Genomic DNA, 14,832 nt, shown 5'->3' with positions numbered 1-14,832 from the left:
GGGCTTTGCCGGCGGTTACGCCCGGTTGGTATGGAAGTTGCGCTGCCCCCCTCAACTGGCCCGCTATCTAGGGACAGGCACTCCGATAGAGGGATTACTCATGCACCCTTTACTGTCCAAAACGGCGGCCGCTCTGGTCGTTAGCGCTCTGGCCCAAAGCGTCGCACACGCCACGTTGTTTGCCGTCGACCCCGGCCCCTACGTGCCGGCCAATGGCTCTTTCGCCGCCTGGTATCAAGACACTCATGGCCGAACCCTCGACCTGTGTCTGTCCAAAACCACCAGCTCACGGGTACCCAGTGCACCGGGCGCACCGTCGTACATGTGCAACCTGTTGCCGACCCCCGGCGTCTTCGACGATGCGCAACCAGTCGTCTTCCCCACCAACTTTCCCGATGAAGCTTTCTGGTTCACTGCCGATGCTGCCATCGTCGATGCCGCCAGGGGTATCGATCTGGGGTATGGCAGCGCCATCGAAGCGGCATTTGCCGGCGGAGAGCCAATTGAAGGTGACCAGGTCAGCTTCGCCCGCATCCGCATTCGCGTCGATGTGCCCACCGCTGGCACCTATGTCATCACCCACCCTTACGGCGTCGACGTGTTCAACGTCGATGTGCCTGGACGGCGTGCGATCAACATGACCCGAGACATCGGTATCGGGGTGCCGAACACCTTTGACGGTGCACTCAAGGGTGACGTCGGACCGTTCCTGCGCAGCGTCAACGGCCCCTACACCGAAACCAATCCGGTGACCGGTGCCGCTGAAAAATTCATCGGTGACCCGAATATCTCGGAAGCAGTGACCGGCAGCCCGTTCAACACCAACTTCATCCGCATCGAAGGGCCCAACGGGCTGGACATTCGCACGACGGTGTTTGCCATCTCCGGCAAGTTGTCCACGGTGGTCCGGCCGACCCCGATGATCACCCAGCGCAGCACCTACTCCCGGCACGCTGGCATCAGCGCACCGGTGGCCCAGCAAGATGTTTTTGTGATGGCGCCACCACCGCCGGCCACCGTGGCACTGACCAGCAGCAGCCCGGAGCTGAGCCTGACCGAAGCCGATACCACCGGAAGCTGGTATGCCCAGTCCTCCACCAACCCGACCTTGCCAAGCACCTTACAGGTGACGGCCGACAACCACCTGGCCATTGCGGCCAGCACGCCGATCACTCTGCCGATGGCCCTGACCGACCTGGTAGTGGTTTCGCGCGCCGAATACAGCCTGAGCTCCGGGCAACTGACGCTTGTGGCTTCAACCAGTGATGAAACCTCACCGCCAGTACTCACAGCGTCATCCGCCAGCGGTACCGCCATCGGCGCCCTCAGTGGCAACGGTGCAGTGAAAACCCTGACCACCGGGATCTCGCCGATTCCACCCGCCAAGGTACGCGTGACGTCATCCAATGGCGGCAGCGATACCGAAGAAGTGGTCATCGTGCAATGAACACTCTCATGCCCAGATCCTCATCAGGAGGCATCATGAACAATTGGCCACGCCTGGCGCTCAATGCCCTGGGACTGACTCTCTCGCTGTCCGGCAGTGCTTTCGCGCAACTCGCCGATTTCGACCCCGGCCCCTATACCTTTGCCACCGGGAAATTCCCGATGTGGTATCAGGACAGCAATCAACTGAAGATGGAGCTGTGCCAGTCCCTGGCCGTAAGCTCTCGGACTCCGGCCACGGTGCCGCCGGCGTACATGTGCATCCTTGGGGTCGAGCCAGGTATATACGACGACACACTGCCGATGATCTTCCCCGACAACTGGCCACCGGAAGCGTTCTGGTTTCACGCCGAAACGGCTATCCCGCAAATTGGTAACAGCGGGTATGAACTGGAGGTCTACGTTGCCGGGATTGAGGCGGCATTTGCCAACGAAAATCCGGTCGATGGGGATCAGCAAAGCTTCGCGCGGATCCGTCTGCGCGTTTCGGTGCCAACCGCCGGGACCTATACCATCACCCATCCTTACGGGGTGGAAACCATCAACGTCACCACGCCTGGCCGTCGTGCCATCAACATCACCCGGGACATCGGCATCAGTGTGCCTGGCGTGTTCAACGGCGTGCTGGCGGGCAATATCGGACCGTTCCTGCGCAGCGTCAACGGCCCTTACACCGAGGTAAACCCGGACAACGGCGGCATCGACACCTTCATCGGCGATCCAAACCTCACCGAACAAGTCACCGGCAGCCCTAACAACACTAACTTCGTCCGCATCCAGGGCCCGGCCGGGACCATTCAGACCAGCCTGTTCAACGTGTCCGGAAAAATTCTCGACAACCGGGCACAAACACCGGTGGAGATCAGCCGCGCAACCTACCGACGCACCGGCTCCGGTGCAGGCACTACCCGGGTTGAAGTGTTTGCCAAATCGGCTAACAGCTCAACCCTGTGCTTGCGTGAAACCCTCGCCCTTGTAGCAGGCCCACCTGTGTCGCCGTGCCTGAAGAGCCTTTTGGGTGACAACAATGGCTTGTTCTTTGGCCAAGATCTGGTCAATGGCGCCCGGCCTTCGGTGGTGGTGGTTACTGCCACTAATCCGACCGGCACCACGCGCCCTACGGCGGTATCGAGCAAGCTCACGGATCTGGTGAAAATCCAGACCGCGCGCTACAACTGGAGCAATCACAGTTTGCTGATCGAAGCCACCTCCACCGACGAAGTAGCAGTGCCGGACATGGTTGCCCAGGGCTACGGACGCCTGTCGAAATCCGGCACTTTGCAACGCTTGACCGTGGCCGACCTGACCCAACCACCCGCCAGCGTCACGGTAAAATCCGCGGCGGGCGGCAGTGACACGGAGCTTGTTGTCGTCGTCGGCACCGCGCCATCAACTGGCCAGAACCAGGCGCCGGTCGCCGTGGCAGACACAGGCAGCACCAGTTTTGGGGTGCCGATCACCCTTAACCTGCTGGCCAACGACAGCGATCCGGACGCCAACGTACCGCTGAGCATCAGCGCACTGACCCAACCGGCTGCCGGCCAAGGCACCGTCGCCTTGAACGGCACCACCGCAGTGGTCTACACCCCGCCAGCCGTGGTCGCTACCCCGTTGACCACGACCTTCACTTACAAGGCCCAGGACGTCAAAGGCCTGGTTTCGGCCACCGCTGCGACAGTGACCATTACCGTGGCGCCTAACCGGCCACCGGTGGCGGTTGCCGATAGCATTGCGACCCTGGGCGTGGCGATCCCGATCAACGTGTTGGCCAACGACACTGATCCTGAAGGCAACGTGCCGCTCGGCGTCGCCAGCCTTACCCAACCGGCGGCGGGTCGCGGTACCGTCAGCAGTAACGGCACAGTGATCACCTACACCCCGCCGGCTACCGTCACAACGGCCTTCACCACGACCTTCACCTACATCGCCCGGGACAGCTTCGGCGCCCTGTCGACGCCAGCCACCGTCACGGTGCAAGTCTCGCCACGCCCTGCGACGGAAACCTTCACCGTAACCACCGCCACGGTCCAGGCCCGCTCCAACAACCGCTTCAACTGGGGCTTTGCGGGGACCTCATCGGTGACTACCGGCAACACCATCACTGTCCAGGTGACCACCCCGACCGGACTGGTCACCCTGGGCACCACCACGGTACCGGTGACCGGTCGCTGGCGGCTGACGGTAAACAACGTCACCAACGTGATCCCGTCAGCCAACCCGACGGCGACCATCCGGTCGTCCCAGGGAACCGTGCGCACGGTGTCGGTGACCTCGCTCTGAGCCCTTGCCCCATTGACCGCCAAGGTCGGTGGGGCTGGCCAAACTCCTAAGGACAACGCCATGCAAACGCCGACCGCCGCCCTGCTCTGCCTGTTTTTTCTCTGCTGCGGTGCAGGCACCCGAGCCGACGACTTAATGGACAACGACGACCTGGCCCCCAGTGCCGACCTCGGCGAACTGCCGTCCCCGATTGGCCAGCACGTGCTGATCGACCAGAACGGCCAGGCCAACGCGGCACTGCTGCAACAGACCGGTCAATCGTTACTCGGGCGCATCGTCCAGTCGGGCAGCAACCAGGAAGCATTCATCCTGCAACAGGGCAGCGACCTGATGGCACAGATTACCCAGCAAGGTTCTGGCAACGCCGCATCCATCACCCAAAACGGCAGCCACAACCGCGCGCAGATTACCCAGAACGGCAATAACAACGACGCCAGCATCGATCAGGCGGGCGCGGGGCTTTCGAGCGCCGTGACCCAGTCGGGAAACGGCATGAGCGTTTCGGTCAAACAATATCGCTAAGCACTGCAACACCCTGGAGGTTTCATCATGTTTAAATTGACGCCCCTCACCGCCGCCATACTGGTCATCATCAGTGCCCAGGCTTTGGCCGACGACAGCGTTTCAACGCAGAACCAGGTCGGCACTGCCAACATCGCCGATGTAACGCAACGCATGGCCCCGTTCAGCACCGCCACCCAACAACAACTCGGCCAGGGCAACGACGCGGCCGCCCTGCAAGACAACGCCACCAGCAGCATCGACCAGACTCAGCTCGGCGATTACAACGCCAGCTACGCTGAGCAGCTCTACGAAAATGGCAGCACCATTACCCAGCAACAGGTCGGCAGCTTCAACATCAGCCATGCCAGCCAGTCGATCGGCAGCGCTGCCAACGAGGTGCTTCAACAGCAGCAAGGCAGTGGCAATTTCTCGTTCGTCTATCAGGACACTCAAGAAGGCACGTCCGGTAAAACTTTCCAGTTCGGTGACAACAACGAGGCCAACATCGAACAGATCCAGTTTGGCATTGCCAACAATGCGCTGATCATTCAGTACGGCAGCACCAACGATGCGACCGCCGAACAAATCAGTCACATGAGCGGCCAACTCGGCATCAACCAGTCCGGCGAAGGCAACTATGCCTATGGCGACCAGCGCAACGGCCACGGCGGCAACTTGACCATTAACCAGCTCGGCGGCTTCAACGCCAGCGAAGTCTGGCAAGACGCGCAAACCGCCAGCCTGGCCACCGTTAACCAATACGGGCAGACCAACGAAACCGTGGTCGATCAAAGCTTCGGCGAAAACAACGTGGCGCAGGTGCTGCAAGTCGGCGACCTCAACGCGATCTATGCCGACCAATTCGAGTCCATGGGTTCAACACTTGCGTTGTATCAGCAAGGCACGGGCAATGTGCACTTCACCTACCAGAGCGGTGACAGCCACGTGCTCAACGCCACCTCGGTGGGGAATGGCAACAAGGTCTACGCCAGCAACTGGAAAGGTCCGCAATTGGGCGGCCAGTTCGGCAGCAACCAGCGCGCGACCGTCAACCAGAACGGCACCGAGAACGTGGCGAGTTTCACCCAGGATGGCATCGGCCACATCATGACCACCCATCAAACCGGTACAGGCAACAAGACCACCGTCAGCCAGGCCGACAGCTACAACGAGCTGTATTTCGACCAGAACGGCAGCGACAACATCCTCGTCGCCGATCAGCGCGGCACGACTAACCTCGCGCAGGGGTATTCCTCCGGCTCGGGGAACAGCACTGAGTTTGACCAGTCCGACACGGCGAACCGGGCGTATACCGCGCAGATGTATGGCAGTGATAACCAGATCTCCGTCAAGCAAGCGGGCAGCATGAACGTCTCGTACGTGACCCAGGGCGGGACCGGGAACATTGCCAATGTTGATCAGAGTGGCATGACACAAATGGCGACGGTGCAACAGTTCGGTACCGCCAACCAGGCGACCGTTCTGCAGCAATAATCGCGACGTAAAAAAACCGCGGCCCTTTACGGGGTCGCGGTTTTTTATCATTGTTTATTCTGTTTCCGGATCAACCTTGTTCTGACTCAAATACCGGCCCAGCGTCTCATCCTGCACAAGAGAAGCATTGTCTCCCGCGACCTGCCATAAACGCCGTTCAATCCCCTGGGCCAGCAAATGCCCCACCGCAGACTCAATCGCCGACAACACACACAACTGCGCTGGCTCATTGGTTGTATAACCCACTTCAGCCTCAAGCAACTTTTTGAACTCGATAAACTTGAACACTCCGGCGCTGCGCCCGACCGAGTAGATAGTCTTACTGGTCATTACGTTGGCCAATACCTGCCCACTGCGCACATCCACGGCCCGCAGGTTCACCGACACCTGGTCCACCCGATATTCCCGGGAGATATCGATCCCCAGGTACCGCGCACCCTCCCCGCCGCTGCGCACGTTAGTGTCATAAGCGATAATCCCGCCCTCAAGCATCAAATTCGCCGCCTGCAACGGTGGCAGCTCGCCTTGGATATTCAGCGGCGTATTCGGTTTTTTCTGCGAAGCACGAATGATTTTGCGTTCGGTCAGCAGGTTCTGCAGCCCTTCGCGCTCCAGCACCACAAACCAGCCACTGACCTGCAACGCGTCCATCAACATACTCGCTGCGCCTTGAGTCACGCTGGTGGAAAACGAGCTGGCCGGGGTTGGTTTATATTGCCCGGTCTGGTCGCGAAAACCGTACACCACTGCCATCAAGCGGCCTTTGGGTCGCGGCATGTTCAGCAAGTCGTAGTAGGTCGACGCCCGTGGTGTGAGCGTCGGTGATTCAGTGTCCTGCTCGGCCGGCATCGTGTCGCGCAGACTGCAGCCCTGTATTGCCACCAGCATCAGCCCTAGCGCCAGTATATTCTTCATGTTCTTCACTCCCCGGCAGCCCGAATCCCGGTCAAGGGTTGAGGCCATTCACCTGAATGTCCGAAACTTCACCCGTTGCACGATCAGTCACTTGAATGCTCAGTGCGCCGGAGTCGTCGATGACGTTGACGATAAAACTGTCGGTGGACAGACTCCCGGTATTGCCCGTGGAGATGTTGTCCAGCAATTGCCCCAGCAACCGCGATTCCAGCTGACTGGTGAAACGTTCAAGGGCCGAGGTTCCTGCCACCGCGGTGCGGCTTTTCAGGTCAGGATCGTCGTAGTCGTTTTGCGACTGGGCGTTGTTGAGCAGCCAGGTGCCGTTCAGCGGGTTACCGCCGAACGACGGGTTGACCGGCGTGTAGACCAGCTCGGTGGCATGCACCAGGCAGCAACTGCCCAGTCCAAGAACCCAGACGCCGGTGCGCTGTGAGAACGTCTTCTTGTTCATAATTCGTCCTTCTCCAGGTCGGTGGTGTCCTGCAATAAAATTTCCAGCTTGCGCTGGACAATCTGCACCCGGACCCAGTCGGCGGCGGCGTATGCCTCGTCTTTGAGTTCCACGGTGTTGGGCGGCAGGAAGCGCCGGTAAACCAAGCGTTGTTGATATTCCACGGTCACCAGGCTGCCCCAGCGGGCCGAGGGCCGTTCCCGCACCACCAGGTTGAAATCCATCGGGCTGGTGGCGCGCAGGCGATCACTGAACGAGTAATAAAAGTCATGGCCGATGTGGGAAATCGTGTCGTCAACGATGAACCCCATCATTTCGTCCTCTTCACTGGCCGACGTGAAAGACGTCATCAACATCAGCAGCAACCCCAGGCAATGTCTGTTCATGGCGTGATCGCCTTAGGGGCCGGAGACCGGGTTTGCGCCGGGCCGGACGCACCATCGAGAAACGCCTTCTCGGCCACGAACTGCCAATCCTGGTAGCTCGCCATGCCAACGAAGTCTGACCACTGGGTCGGGAAGTCAGCCTGTTTGAGCGGCAGGTCCGTAGCCGGGCTGTAGAGGCCGGTGATGCGCCCGTCAAAGCCGCGCATCAGCGTCCACTCTCCACCGCCAATCGGGTCCGGATACAACTGCCGCAGATGGTGTGCGGGGGTTGGAAAACGCTCATCCTGCAGCAGGTCTTCCAGTGCTTTGGGGTACTGCGCCAGCCCCGGAGAACTGCGGTAATAGCTACGCAGCGCCTGGGCGTATTGCGTGCCGACCCACAACAACTGCCGTTCGCGATCACGCCGTGAGGCGGTGGACCACAACTCGCCGACGCTCGTCAGCCCCATGCCCATCAACGCAATCATCAACAGCACGCCCAGGTAGGTGAAACCCGCTTGACTGGAAGGTTTACCACTCGGAATAAGGACTGCCATCACGCGCTCTCCCGGTAGCTCCACTTTTGATATCGGCGACAGAGCCCGACACGCCGTCCGGCGGCGCCACCAGCACCCAGAGATCTTTGCGCTCGGCAATCGGGTCCATCGGAAGGTTGCGCAGGTAGCGCTTCTCCACCAGTTGCTCGACGGAGTCGGGATAGCGCCCGGTATCACCGTAGTAGTGATCCAGTGCTTCGCGCATCACTGACAGACTTTGGTGCAGAGTGGTCTCTTTCGAGGCCTCCAGGCTGGTGAAGTAGCGTGGCAAGGCAATCGTCATCAGGGTCGCGATGATTGCCATGACCACCATCAACTCCAGCAGGGTAAAACCTTTTTCCCGGCGCATAGATTCACCACTCGCGGTAGGCAACGCCGTTGAGGCCCTTGCCCGGGGCTTTGGAGTAGACGTCAAACACGTCCTCACCTTCCCGTGGGTTTTGAGCGGTACTGTCGTAGGCGCGCAGGCCCCAACCACCGTCATCGTTACGCTTGACCGGCAGCAGCGGGTCATGGGGCACCCGGCGCAAAAAGTAGAACTTGGCCCCCTTGGCACTGCGTACATCGCGCACGCCGTCCACCAACACTTGCAGGCTTGGCGGGTAGCCGCTGCTGTTCAGCGACTTCTCGATATAGCCGGCGTCAAAGGCACGTTTGTAGGCGTCTATGGCATCACGAACCTGGTACAGCGCCGCCCGCATGTCCTGCTCCTTGCCACGGCGCACAACGGTTTCGGTCAAGGGCGCGGCCATGCCGGCCAACAGGCCGATCAGGGCCAGCGTCACCACGACTTCGATCAAGGTAAAACCACGCTGGGAGGTTTTCATGGTCACGGTTTCTGAACGACAACGTGGGCGGCAGACGCGACCGGCGTGGTCATGCCCTCGGTATGAATTGACGTTGCCACGCCACGCTCGGGCGCCTGGATGCGCATGCTGGTTTCCGTGCCGGTCGGGAACTCCATGTCCGAGGGGCTCTGGTACGGCAGGTTGCGCACGATGCGTGGGGTGATCGACAGCACCAGTTCCGACTTGCCGACCGTGTCCTTGTTGCTGCCGAACAAGCGGCCCAGCCCGGGAATGTCGCCAAGGCCCGGAATCTTGTTGCCAGTGGCGCCATGGTCGTTGCGCACCAGGCCAGCAAGGATCTGAGTTTCGCCATCGTGCAGACGAAGCGTGGTTTGGGCGTTGCGGGTATCGACCTGCACCGGGATCGTGCCCTGACGGGTCGGTTCCAGCGGCGTCGCGTTACTCACCTCCAGCGCAATCTTGATCGCCACCTCGTTGTTCAGGTACACCGTCGGCTGTACTTCCAGCTTCAAACCAACGTCAAGATAAGTGACGCTTTCGGTGATCACCGGGCCTTGAGTCGAAGGCACCGAGGTGGCACTGATGATCGGCACACGCTGACCAATGTGGATGCGCGCCTGTTGCCGATTGCTCACGCGAATCACCGGGCTGGCCAGGGTGTTAATGTCGTTGTCCTGAGCGTTAATCTTTGCCTGGGGCGACGGCGAAATGGAGATCCGGCCGGAGTTGATGCCCTTCAGTTGATTAAGCAGTGTCACCGCCGAACCATCGCTGTTAACCAGGCCGAAGGTGCTCGGCCATTGCAGGCCAAGGTCGAGAATCCGCTGGGTCGCGACCTCCATCACCTCCACTTCCAACACCACTTCGGGGTCGGACTGGTCTTGCGATTGCAGAAGTTTTTCGGCCATGCGTACGGCGTCTTCGGTGTCGCGCATGGTCAGGGTGTTGAGGCGCTCATCAACGAACACGTCGCGGGTCTTGAGCATGGTTTTGATCATGTTCAGTGCGGTAGTTGCATCGACGCTGGTCAGGTAGAAGGTGCGCATCACCAGTTCCTGATAATCCTTGAGCTTCTGCGGTGTGTCCGGGTAGATCAGCACGGTGTTTTCGTTCACCACTTTCTGGTGCAACTGGTTCTGTTGCAGCAGCAGCTCCACGGCGTCTTCGATGCGCACATCGCGCACGAAAATCGTGGCTTTCATGTCCGGGCGCAGGTCTTTATCAAAGATGAAATTCAGCCCGGCTACCTGAGACAGCACTTCGAAGATGGTTTTCAGGTTGGCATCGCGAAACTCCAGGGTCACCGGCCGTTCCATGCGGGTACGCAGTTGTGGATAGGCAATCACATTGCGGCTCTGGACCAGGCGGATGCTGCCTTGCAGTTCCAGGGCGCCGTCATTTTTCGGATCGAGTTCGAGGATCTGTTTCACCTGGCGGTCGGCGCCGTAGATATCACCACGGCGCAGATCGCCCCGCGCCAGTTCAAGTTTTTCATCCTGGCTGCGCAGGTAATCGAGTTGGCGCAGGGCATCCTGGGCGCGGCGGTTGTTCGGTTCAATGGTCAGCACGCGGCCGTAGGCCACGCGCGCCGAAGGGAAATCCCGGCGCGCCCGGTCGGTATCACCCGCCGTCAACAATGCGGTAATCGCTTTGGCGCGGCCGCTGTTGAGCAGCAAGTGCAGCCCGGTATCCCGGGGTTCTTCGCGCAGGCCTTCTTCGATTCTCGCCAGCCCGGCTTCGTACTGTCCGTGTTCGATCAGGTCCGTCGCCTCCTGGTTGGCGACTTGCTTGGAGTTGCAGGCGGCCAGTGCGGTGATCAGACACAAGCTAATCAGCAAACGGGAACTGTTCATTGCGTGCTCCCCACAGACAAGGTCTGGGACAAATGCAGAGGCAGGTAGACCAGGCTCAATTCCACATCGGAAATGCCCTCGATCCGCCAGGTGTCGTCGATTACATCCCCTTTGCGCACGACGTATATTTTTTCGCCGCTCTGCAAAAACACTTGCAGGTCGGAACGGTCAGCGAGTTTGCCGACGAACTGGAAAGGCATCGGTGGTGCGCTGGGAGGTTGCACCACCGGGATCAGGTTGACCGGTTGTTCAGTGACGCTGGCAAGCTGCGGCGTGGCCTTCCAGCTGCGGGCGGCGAACAGGTCGCCCGCGGGGGCCAAGTCCTTGACCTGCGCCAGTGTCGCGCTGCCCGAAGTATCGAGGAGCGTGCTGCCCGCTTTGCTGTTGGCCGGGGCGGCCATCGCAGCGACCGAAGAGTCGTCCGGTTGCTGGAAATATTCCGGCAACCAGACCAGCACCGCCGCAACGCCGAAGAACGCCGCCCAACCGGCTACGCGTTTGGTATTCATCATGACCTCGACAGGTAAAGGGTCATGCGGATCCGTCCGGTCAGGTCGGTGTCGGCGATTTTCTTGCGCTGGAACTCCACGTCTTCCACCACCACCGCCGGCAACTGGCCGAGCAAAGCGTGCAGGAACCGACGCAGTTGCGGGTAGCTACCGCGTACCGGCAGCAAAATCTGGTAGCGGGCCAAATGGGTCTTGGGGTCTATGCCCAGCGAGTATTCGCCCCGCGCCAGGGTGATACGCTCCAGAGCGGCCAAGGCGTAGATCTTGTCGATGGCCACGGTGGCCTGAGGCTGGGACGGCAACTTGCTGCGAAAGTCATCCAGTTGCCGTTGCGGCACCATCGGTGGTGTGACGCTGCCGTCTTCAACCTTGGCCAGGTACTCGCCCGCTTCACGGGTTTGCTGGCTGAGGGTTTGCAGCGACTGCCAGTCGGGTACCAATCCGGCCAGGGCATACACCAGCGCCAGCGATACCAGCGCCATTCCTGCCAGACCAGGAATGCCAAGGCCCTGGAGGTATTCGTGAACAATGAGTCTAGGGATTCGCATCGCCAATCTCCCAAGTAGCCGATAGGTTGAATTGCACCGGGTGTTCCGGCACGTTGGCGACGATTTCGTGGCTCAGCAGTGACACGTCCGACAGTTCGTCGCTGGCTTCCAGACGCTGGTGAAACTCGAGCATTGTTTCCAGGTTCCGTGCCTCGGCGCTGATCCGTACCTGGCCCTTGCGAGCATCGGGCGTCAGGGTCAGCAAGGCGACATCGTCACCGGGTATGGCTTCAAGCATGGTGAACAGGCGTTCCCACGGCCGGCGCAGTTGCTGGGAGACCTTGCGCATCTCGGCCAGGTTTTGCGCTTGCTCGCGGGTTTCGGCCGAGGTCAGCCCGACCTTGGCGTTGCTGTCTCCAGTGAGTGCCCGCTGGGCATGCTGCAGATGGCCTTGCTGTTGCGAGGATTGTTGGTTGAGTTGTTGCTGGCCGAAAAAGCACGCCAGGGTCAGCACCACGCCACCGGCCAACAGGCTCCAGCCCAAGGGGCTCGAGCGCCGGCGGGGCTGGAAGTCAAGCGTCAGGGCGCGCATGTCAGGCCACCGCCCGGGACATAACGTACAAAGCATCGCGTACGCAGGTCCGGTCTTGTTCGAGGGTTCTCAGCTGCACCCCGGGCACCTCGGGCGGCGAGTCAATGCGTGCAGGGGCATGCAGGTAGACACTCAACGGCCGTTCGCTGGTAGATGCCTGCAACTGGCTCTCCCGGCCAATCAGCGCAGTGAGTGCCGCATCGCTGTCACTAGTGCCCACCGAGCCCACCGACGTCCAGTGTCCTTCCCGGGCCAGCAGCAACACACTGCGTACCGGTTCGGCGAGCACGAACAGAAAGTCCCCGGAGTGGAACGTTTTATCGAAGTGGTTGAACGCCGCCATCAGGTACGGCTGCACCGAACGCAAGCGCAACCTGCGACCGCTGACCAGCGTGCGCAGACGGTCCAGCAAGTCTTGCGGCAAGGCGGCAGCAATCCGGTCGTAACCGGCGGGCTCCGCCGACAGCACCAGCTTCCAGGGTTGGGCGGGTACGCCATAAAGGTCTTCGAAGCACAGTTGAGCGAAGCCCTGCAATTCGTCGGGGCTGCTGATCTGGTCGCTCCATGGCACCAGGCAAAACCGACTGAAGTGCCCGGAGATCACCACGCTCAATTCTGAGCCAGCACGGGCATGCTCACCGAGCAAGCAATCGAGGGTTTCCAGTGCAACCGCCCAGGCGTGAAAACCCTCGTCGATAAAACCGACGCTGCCCAGCCAGCGAGTTTCACTGCCATGGCGCTGGCCGAGCCCGACACCACCGGCGCCGAGCACGGCGACATAACGATCACGAGACAAAAGTGACACGATTGATCTCCTCGAGCGTGGTCCGCCCCGTTTGCACCAGCACCAGCGCCGACTCGCGCAACAAGCGCAAGCCACGGCTACAGGCCAGGGCCTTGATTTTCGAAATGGGTTGGCGTTCGACGATCATTTGCCGCAGTTCATCGTCCAAGTGCAGCAGTTCGGCAATCGCCGTACGCCCGCGGTAACCGGTGCCACGGCAATGGCCGCAACCCTTGCCGTGGACGAAGTGGTAGTGACCCACGTTCTGTGGGTCGAGCCCGGAGGCTTGTAGTTCTTCGTCAGTCGGATGGCTTGGCGCACTGCAACTGGCACAGACCAGGCGTATCAAACGCTGTGCCAGCACTGCGTTGAGTGCCGAGACCAGGCTGTACGGGTCAATTTCCATTTGGGTGAAGCGGCCGATCACGTCGAACACGTTGTTAGCGTGAATCGTGGTGAACACCAGGTGTCCGGTAAGCGCCGATTGCACGGCGATCTGGGCGGTGTCGGGGTCGCGTATTTCACCGACCATGATCTTGTCCGGGTCGTGGCGCAGGATCGAGCGCAACCCACGGGCGAAGGTCAGGCCTTTTTTCTCGTTGACCGGAATTTGCAGCACGCCTGGCAGTTGGTACTCCACCGGGTCTTCGATGGTGATGATCTTGTCCACGCCGTGATTGATCTCGGTGATCATCGCGTAGAGTGTGGTGGTCTTGCCGCTGCCGGTCGGGCCGGTCACCAGCACCATGCCGTAGGGTTCGGCAGCCAGGCGACGCAGTTGGCGCAAGGTTTCATCCTCAAAGCCCAGGGCCTGCAATTGCACGCCGCTGACCTTGTCCGCCAGGTCCTGTTTGTCCAGCACCCGCAGCACCGCGTCTTCACCGAAAATACTCGGCATGATCGACACTCGAAAGTCGATCTGCCGGCCGCTGATTCCGATTTTGAAGCGTCCGTCCTGAGGCACGCGTTTTTCGCCAATGTCCAGTTCGGCGATGACCTTGACCCGAGAAATCACCTGTTCGGCGAACTCGCTGCCCTGGATCTTGCTGATATTATTCAATACCCCATCAATGCGGTACTTGATGACCAGGCCGTTGCCGGTGGTGCCCAAATGGATGTCGCTGGCATGCATCTTCAGCGCATCGTAGAGGGTGGAGTTGACCAGCTTGACGACGACGCTGGCGTCTTCGCTGATGCTGGTCAGGGACAGGCTTTGCAGGTTGTCGACCTGTACATTCGCGGCGGCCTGGGGGTTGAGCGACTCCACCGCGTGGAAGCTTTCCTCATGACGGGCAAGGTAGGCTTTGAGGTCATCGACGTGTACCAGGTACAGCGGCGCGCCATGCAGGCAATCGTCGATCCAGGCCAGGCGCGCAGCGTCGAAGGGGTCGGCGAACACGCCGATGACCGCGTCGTCATGGCGCAGCAGGATGAACTCGCGTTTGAGGCATTGGGCCAGGGTGACCCGGTCGAACACGGGGGGAGAATCAAACAGGGCATCGGTGTCCAGCACCGGATAATGCAGGGTTGCACCGAGGCACTGAATAAAGGCCATGGGGGCCAGCTCGCACAACACCCCTAGGGCGTCCAGCACTCGTTCGCCGGAGCTCGCGGCCAGCAATCGTGCCTGAACCAACTGTTCACTGGAAAAGCGTGAGGGTACACAGTCCAACGGTGCCGGTACGGCGGCAAGGGATAAACGTTCCATGGCTTGCTCTCCAACGCCCGGGGCTTAACGCCCTGTCGGCGCGGCAAGCCATCACGGTGGGAGCCGGAACGTCGTGT

General features: G+C 60.6%; 16 protein-coding genes. 4 read left to right on the top strand and 12 right to left on the bottom strand.

Translation table 11 applies throughout. From position 1 onward, the window contains the following. The first annotated feature begins 100 nt into the window (after positions 1–100). From ACZRKZ_RS06040 to ACZRKZ_RS06025, 4 genes are read left to right on the top strand one after another with little or no spacing between them, the layout of a single operon-like run. Entirely contained in the window at positions 101–1,447 is a 1,347-nt protein-coding gene (locus ACZRKZ_RS06040) for a hypothetical protein (RefSeq protein WP_463981041.1), read from the top strand. A 35-nt stretch (positions 1,448–1,482) separates the two neighbouring features. Next, complete coding sequence (locus ACZRKZ_RS06035; RefSeq protein ID WP_463981040.1) at positions 1,483–3,726, top strand: Ig-like domain-containing protein; 2,244 nt, start codon at positions 1,483–1,485, stop codon at positions 3,724–3,726. 60 nt (positions 3,727–3,786) lie between these two features. Further along, entirely contained in the window at positions 3,787–4,248 is a 462-nt protein-coding gene (locus ACZRKZ_RS06030; RefSeq protein WP_057436496.1) for a curlin, read from the top strand. A 27-nt stretch (positions 4,249–4,275) separates the two neighbouring features. Then, positions 4,276–5,724, top strand: a complete 1,449-nt coding sequence (locus ACZRKZ_RS06025) for a curlin (RefSeq protein ID WP_463981039.1) — start codon at positions 4,276–4,278, stop codon at positions 5,722–5,724. Positions 5,725–5,778: 54 nt separating this feature from the next. Here ACZRKZ_RS06025 and ACZRKZ_RS06020 read toward each other — a convergent pair whose 3' ends face one another. The 12 genes from ACZRKZ_RS06020 to ACZRKZ_RS05965 are packed head-to-tail and all read right to left on the bottom strand — an operon-like array spanning position 5,779 to position 14,755. Further along, a complete protein-coding gene (locus ACZRKZ_RS06020; protein ID WP_463981038.1) occupies positions 5,779–6,639 on the bottom strand; it encodes a CsgG/HfaB family protein in 861 nt (286 codons plus the stop codon). A 31-nt stretch (positions 6,640–6,670) separates the two neighbouring features. After that, positions 6,671–7,090 (bottom strand): curli assembly protein CsgF, encoded by a 420-nt coding sequence (locus ACZRKZ_RS06015; RefSeq protein ID WP_463981037.1) that lies wholly within the window; start codon positions 7,088–7,090, stop codon positions 6,671–6,673. Beyond that, positions 7,087–7,476 carry a curli production assembly/transport protein CsgE gene (csgE, locus tag ACZRKZ_RS06010; RefSeq protein WP_463981036.1) on the bottom strand — a complete coding sequence of 130 codons (390 nt, stop codon included), beginning with the start codon at positions 7,474–7,476 and terminating at the stop codon, positions 7,087–7,089. Before csgE ends, ACZRKZ_RS06015 begins: the two co-directional genes overlap by 4 nt. Beyond that, a complete protein-coding gene (locus ACZRKZ_RS06005; RefSeq protein ID WP_463981035.1) occupies positions 7,473–8,012 on the bottom strand; it encodes a type II secretion system protein in 540 nt (179 codons plus the stop codon). The genes csgE and ACZRKZ_RS06005 overlap by 4 nt, the downstream gene beginning before the upstream one ends. Beyond that, positions 7,987–8,361 carry a type II secretion system protein gene (locus tag ACZRKZ_RS06000; protein WP_463981034.1) on the bottom strand — a complete coding sequence of 125 codons (375 nt, stop codon included), beginning with the start codon at positions 8,359–8,361 and terminating at the stop codon, positions 7,987–7,989. The genes ACZRKZ_RS06005 and ACZRKZ_RS06000 overlap by 26 nt, the downstream gene beginning before the upstream one ends. A gap of 4 nt (positions 8,362–8,365) precedes the next feature. Beyond that, positions 8,366–8,839 (bottom strand): type II secretion system protein, encoded by a 474-nt coding sequence (locus tag ACZRKZ_RS05995; protein WP_463981033.1) that lies wholly within the window; start codon positions 8,837–8,839, stop codon positions 8,366–8,368. A 2-nt stretch (positions 8,840–8,841) separates the two neighbouring features. Then, entirely contained in the window at positions 8,842–10,674 is a 1,833-nt protein-coding gene (locus ACZRKZ_RS05990; RefSeq protein WP_463981032.1) for a secretin N-terminal domain-containing protein, read from the bottom strand. After that, the gene (locus tag ACZRKZ_RS05985) at positions 10,671–11,183 is read right to left on the bottom strand and encodes a hypothetical protein (RefSeq protein ID WP_463981031.1); all 513 of its coding nucleotides are present in this window, start codon (positions 11,181–11,183) and stop codon (positions 10,671–10,673) included. Before ACZRKZ_RS05985 ends, ACZRKZ_RS05990 begins: the two co-directional genes overlap by 4 nt. Further along, a complete protein-coding gene (locus ACZRKZ_RS05980) occupies positions 11,183–11,731 on the bottom strand; it encodes a pilus assembly protein PilO (protein WP_463981030.1) in 549 nt (182 codons plus the stop codon). The genes ACZRKZ_RS05985 and ACZRKZ_RS05980 overlap by 1 nt, the downstream gene beginning before the upstream one ends. Next, on the bottom strand, positions 11,718–12,263 hold the full coding sequence (locus tag ACZRKZ_RS05975) for a PilN domain-containing protein (RefSeq protein ID WP_463981029.1): 546 nt from the start codon (positions 12,261–12,263) through the stop codon (positions 11,718–11,720). The genes ACZRKZ_RS05980 and ACZRKZ_RS05975 overlap by 14 nt, the downstream gene beginning before the upstream one ends. Position 12,264: 1 nt before the next feature. Continuing rightward, positions 12,265–13,068: a hypothetical protein gene (locus ACZRKZ_RS05970; protein WP_463981028.1), complete on the bottom strand. Its 804-nt coding sequence runs from the start codon at positions 13,066–13,068 to the stop codon at positions 12,265–12,267. Next, positions 13,049–14,755: a GspE/PulE family protein gene (locus ACZRKZ_RS05965; protein ID WP_463981027.1), complete on the bottom strand. Its 1,707-nt coding sequence runs from the start codon at positions 14,753–14,755 to the stop codon at positions 13,049–13,051. Before ACZRKZ_RS05965 ends, ACZRKZ_RS05970 begins: the two co-directional genes overlap by 20 nt. Positions 14,756–14,832: the final 77 nt, after the last annotated feature.

The organism is Pseudomonas sp. c313, assembly GCF_055407145.1.
The sequence above is the reverse complement of the archived record's forward strand: the minus strand, read 5'-3'. Positions and strand labels throughout refer to the sequence as shown.

Excerpts from the sequence above, each read along its gene's own strand:
- ACZRKZ_RS06035 (WP_463981040.1), top strand. The coding sequence starts at position 1,483 with ATGAACAATTGGCCACGCCTGGCGCTCAATGCCCTGGGACTGACTCTC.
- ACZRKZ_RS05975 (WP_463981029.1), bottom strand. The coding sequence starts at position 12,263 with ATGCGCGCCCTGACGCTTGACTTCCAGCCCCGCCGGCGCTCGAGCCCC.
- ACZRKZ_RS05980 (WP_463981030.1), bottom strand. The coding sequence starts at position 11,731 with ATGCGAATCCCTAGACTCATTGTTCACGAATACCTCCAGGGCCTTGGC.
- ACZRKZ_RS05995 (WP_463981033.1), bottom strand. The coding sequence starts at position 8,839 with ATGAAAACCTCCCAGCGTGGTTTTACCTTGATCGAAGTCGTGGTGACG.
- csgE (WP_463981036.1), bottom strand. The coding sequence starts at position 7,476 with ATGAACAGACATTGCCTGGGGTTGCTGCTGATGTTGATGACGTCTTTC.
- ACZRKZ_RS06015 (WP_463981037.1), bottom strand. The coding sequence starts at position 7,090 with ATGAACAAGAAGACGTTCTCACAGCGCACCGGCGTCTGGGTTCTTGGA.
- ACZRKZ_RS06020 (WP_463981038.1), bottom strand. The coding sequence starts at position 6,639 with ATGAAGAATATACTGGCGCTAGGGCTGATGCTGGTGGCAATACAGGGC.
- ACZRKZ_RS06030 (WP_057436496.1), top strand. The coding sequence starts at position 3,787 with ATGCAAACGCCGACCGCCGCCCTGCTCTGCCTGTTTTTTCTCTGCTGC.
- ACZRKZ_RS06000 (WP_463981034.1), bottom strand. The coding sequence starts at position 8,361 with ATGCGCCGGGAAAAAGGTTTTACCCTGCTGGAGTTGATGGTGGTCATG.
- ACZRKZ_RS05985 (WP_463981031.1), bottom strand. The coding sequence starts at position 11,183 with ATGAATACCAAACGCGTAGCCGGTTGGGCGGCGTTCTTCGGCGTTGCG.
- ACZRKZ_RS06040 (WP_463981041.1), top strand. The coding sequence starts at position 101 with ATGCACCCTTTACTGTCCAAAACGGCGGCCGCTCTGGTCGTTAGCGCT.
- ACZRKZ_RS06025 (WP_463981039.1), top strand. The coding sequence starts at position 4,276 with ATGTTTAAATTGACGCCCCTCACCGCCGCCATACTGGTCATCATCAGT.
- ACZRKZ_RS05965 (WP_463981027.1), bottom strand. The coding sequence starts at position 14,755 with ATGGAACGTTTATCCCTTGCCGCCGTACCGGCACCGTTGGACTGTGTA.
- ACZRKZ_RS06005 (WP_463981035.1), bottom strand. The coding sequence starts at position 8,012 with ATGGCAGTCCTTATTCCGAGTGGTAAACCTTCCAGTCAAGCGGGTTTC.
- ACZRKZ_RS05990 (WP_463981032.1), bottom strand. The coding sequence starts at position 10,674 with ATGAACAGTTCCCGTTTGCTGATTAGCTTGTGTCTGATCACCGCACTG.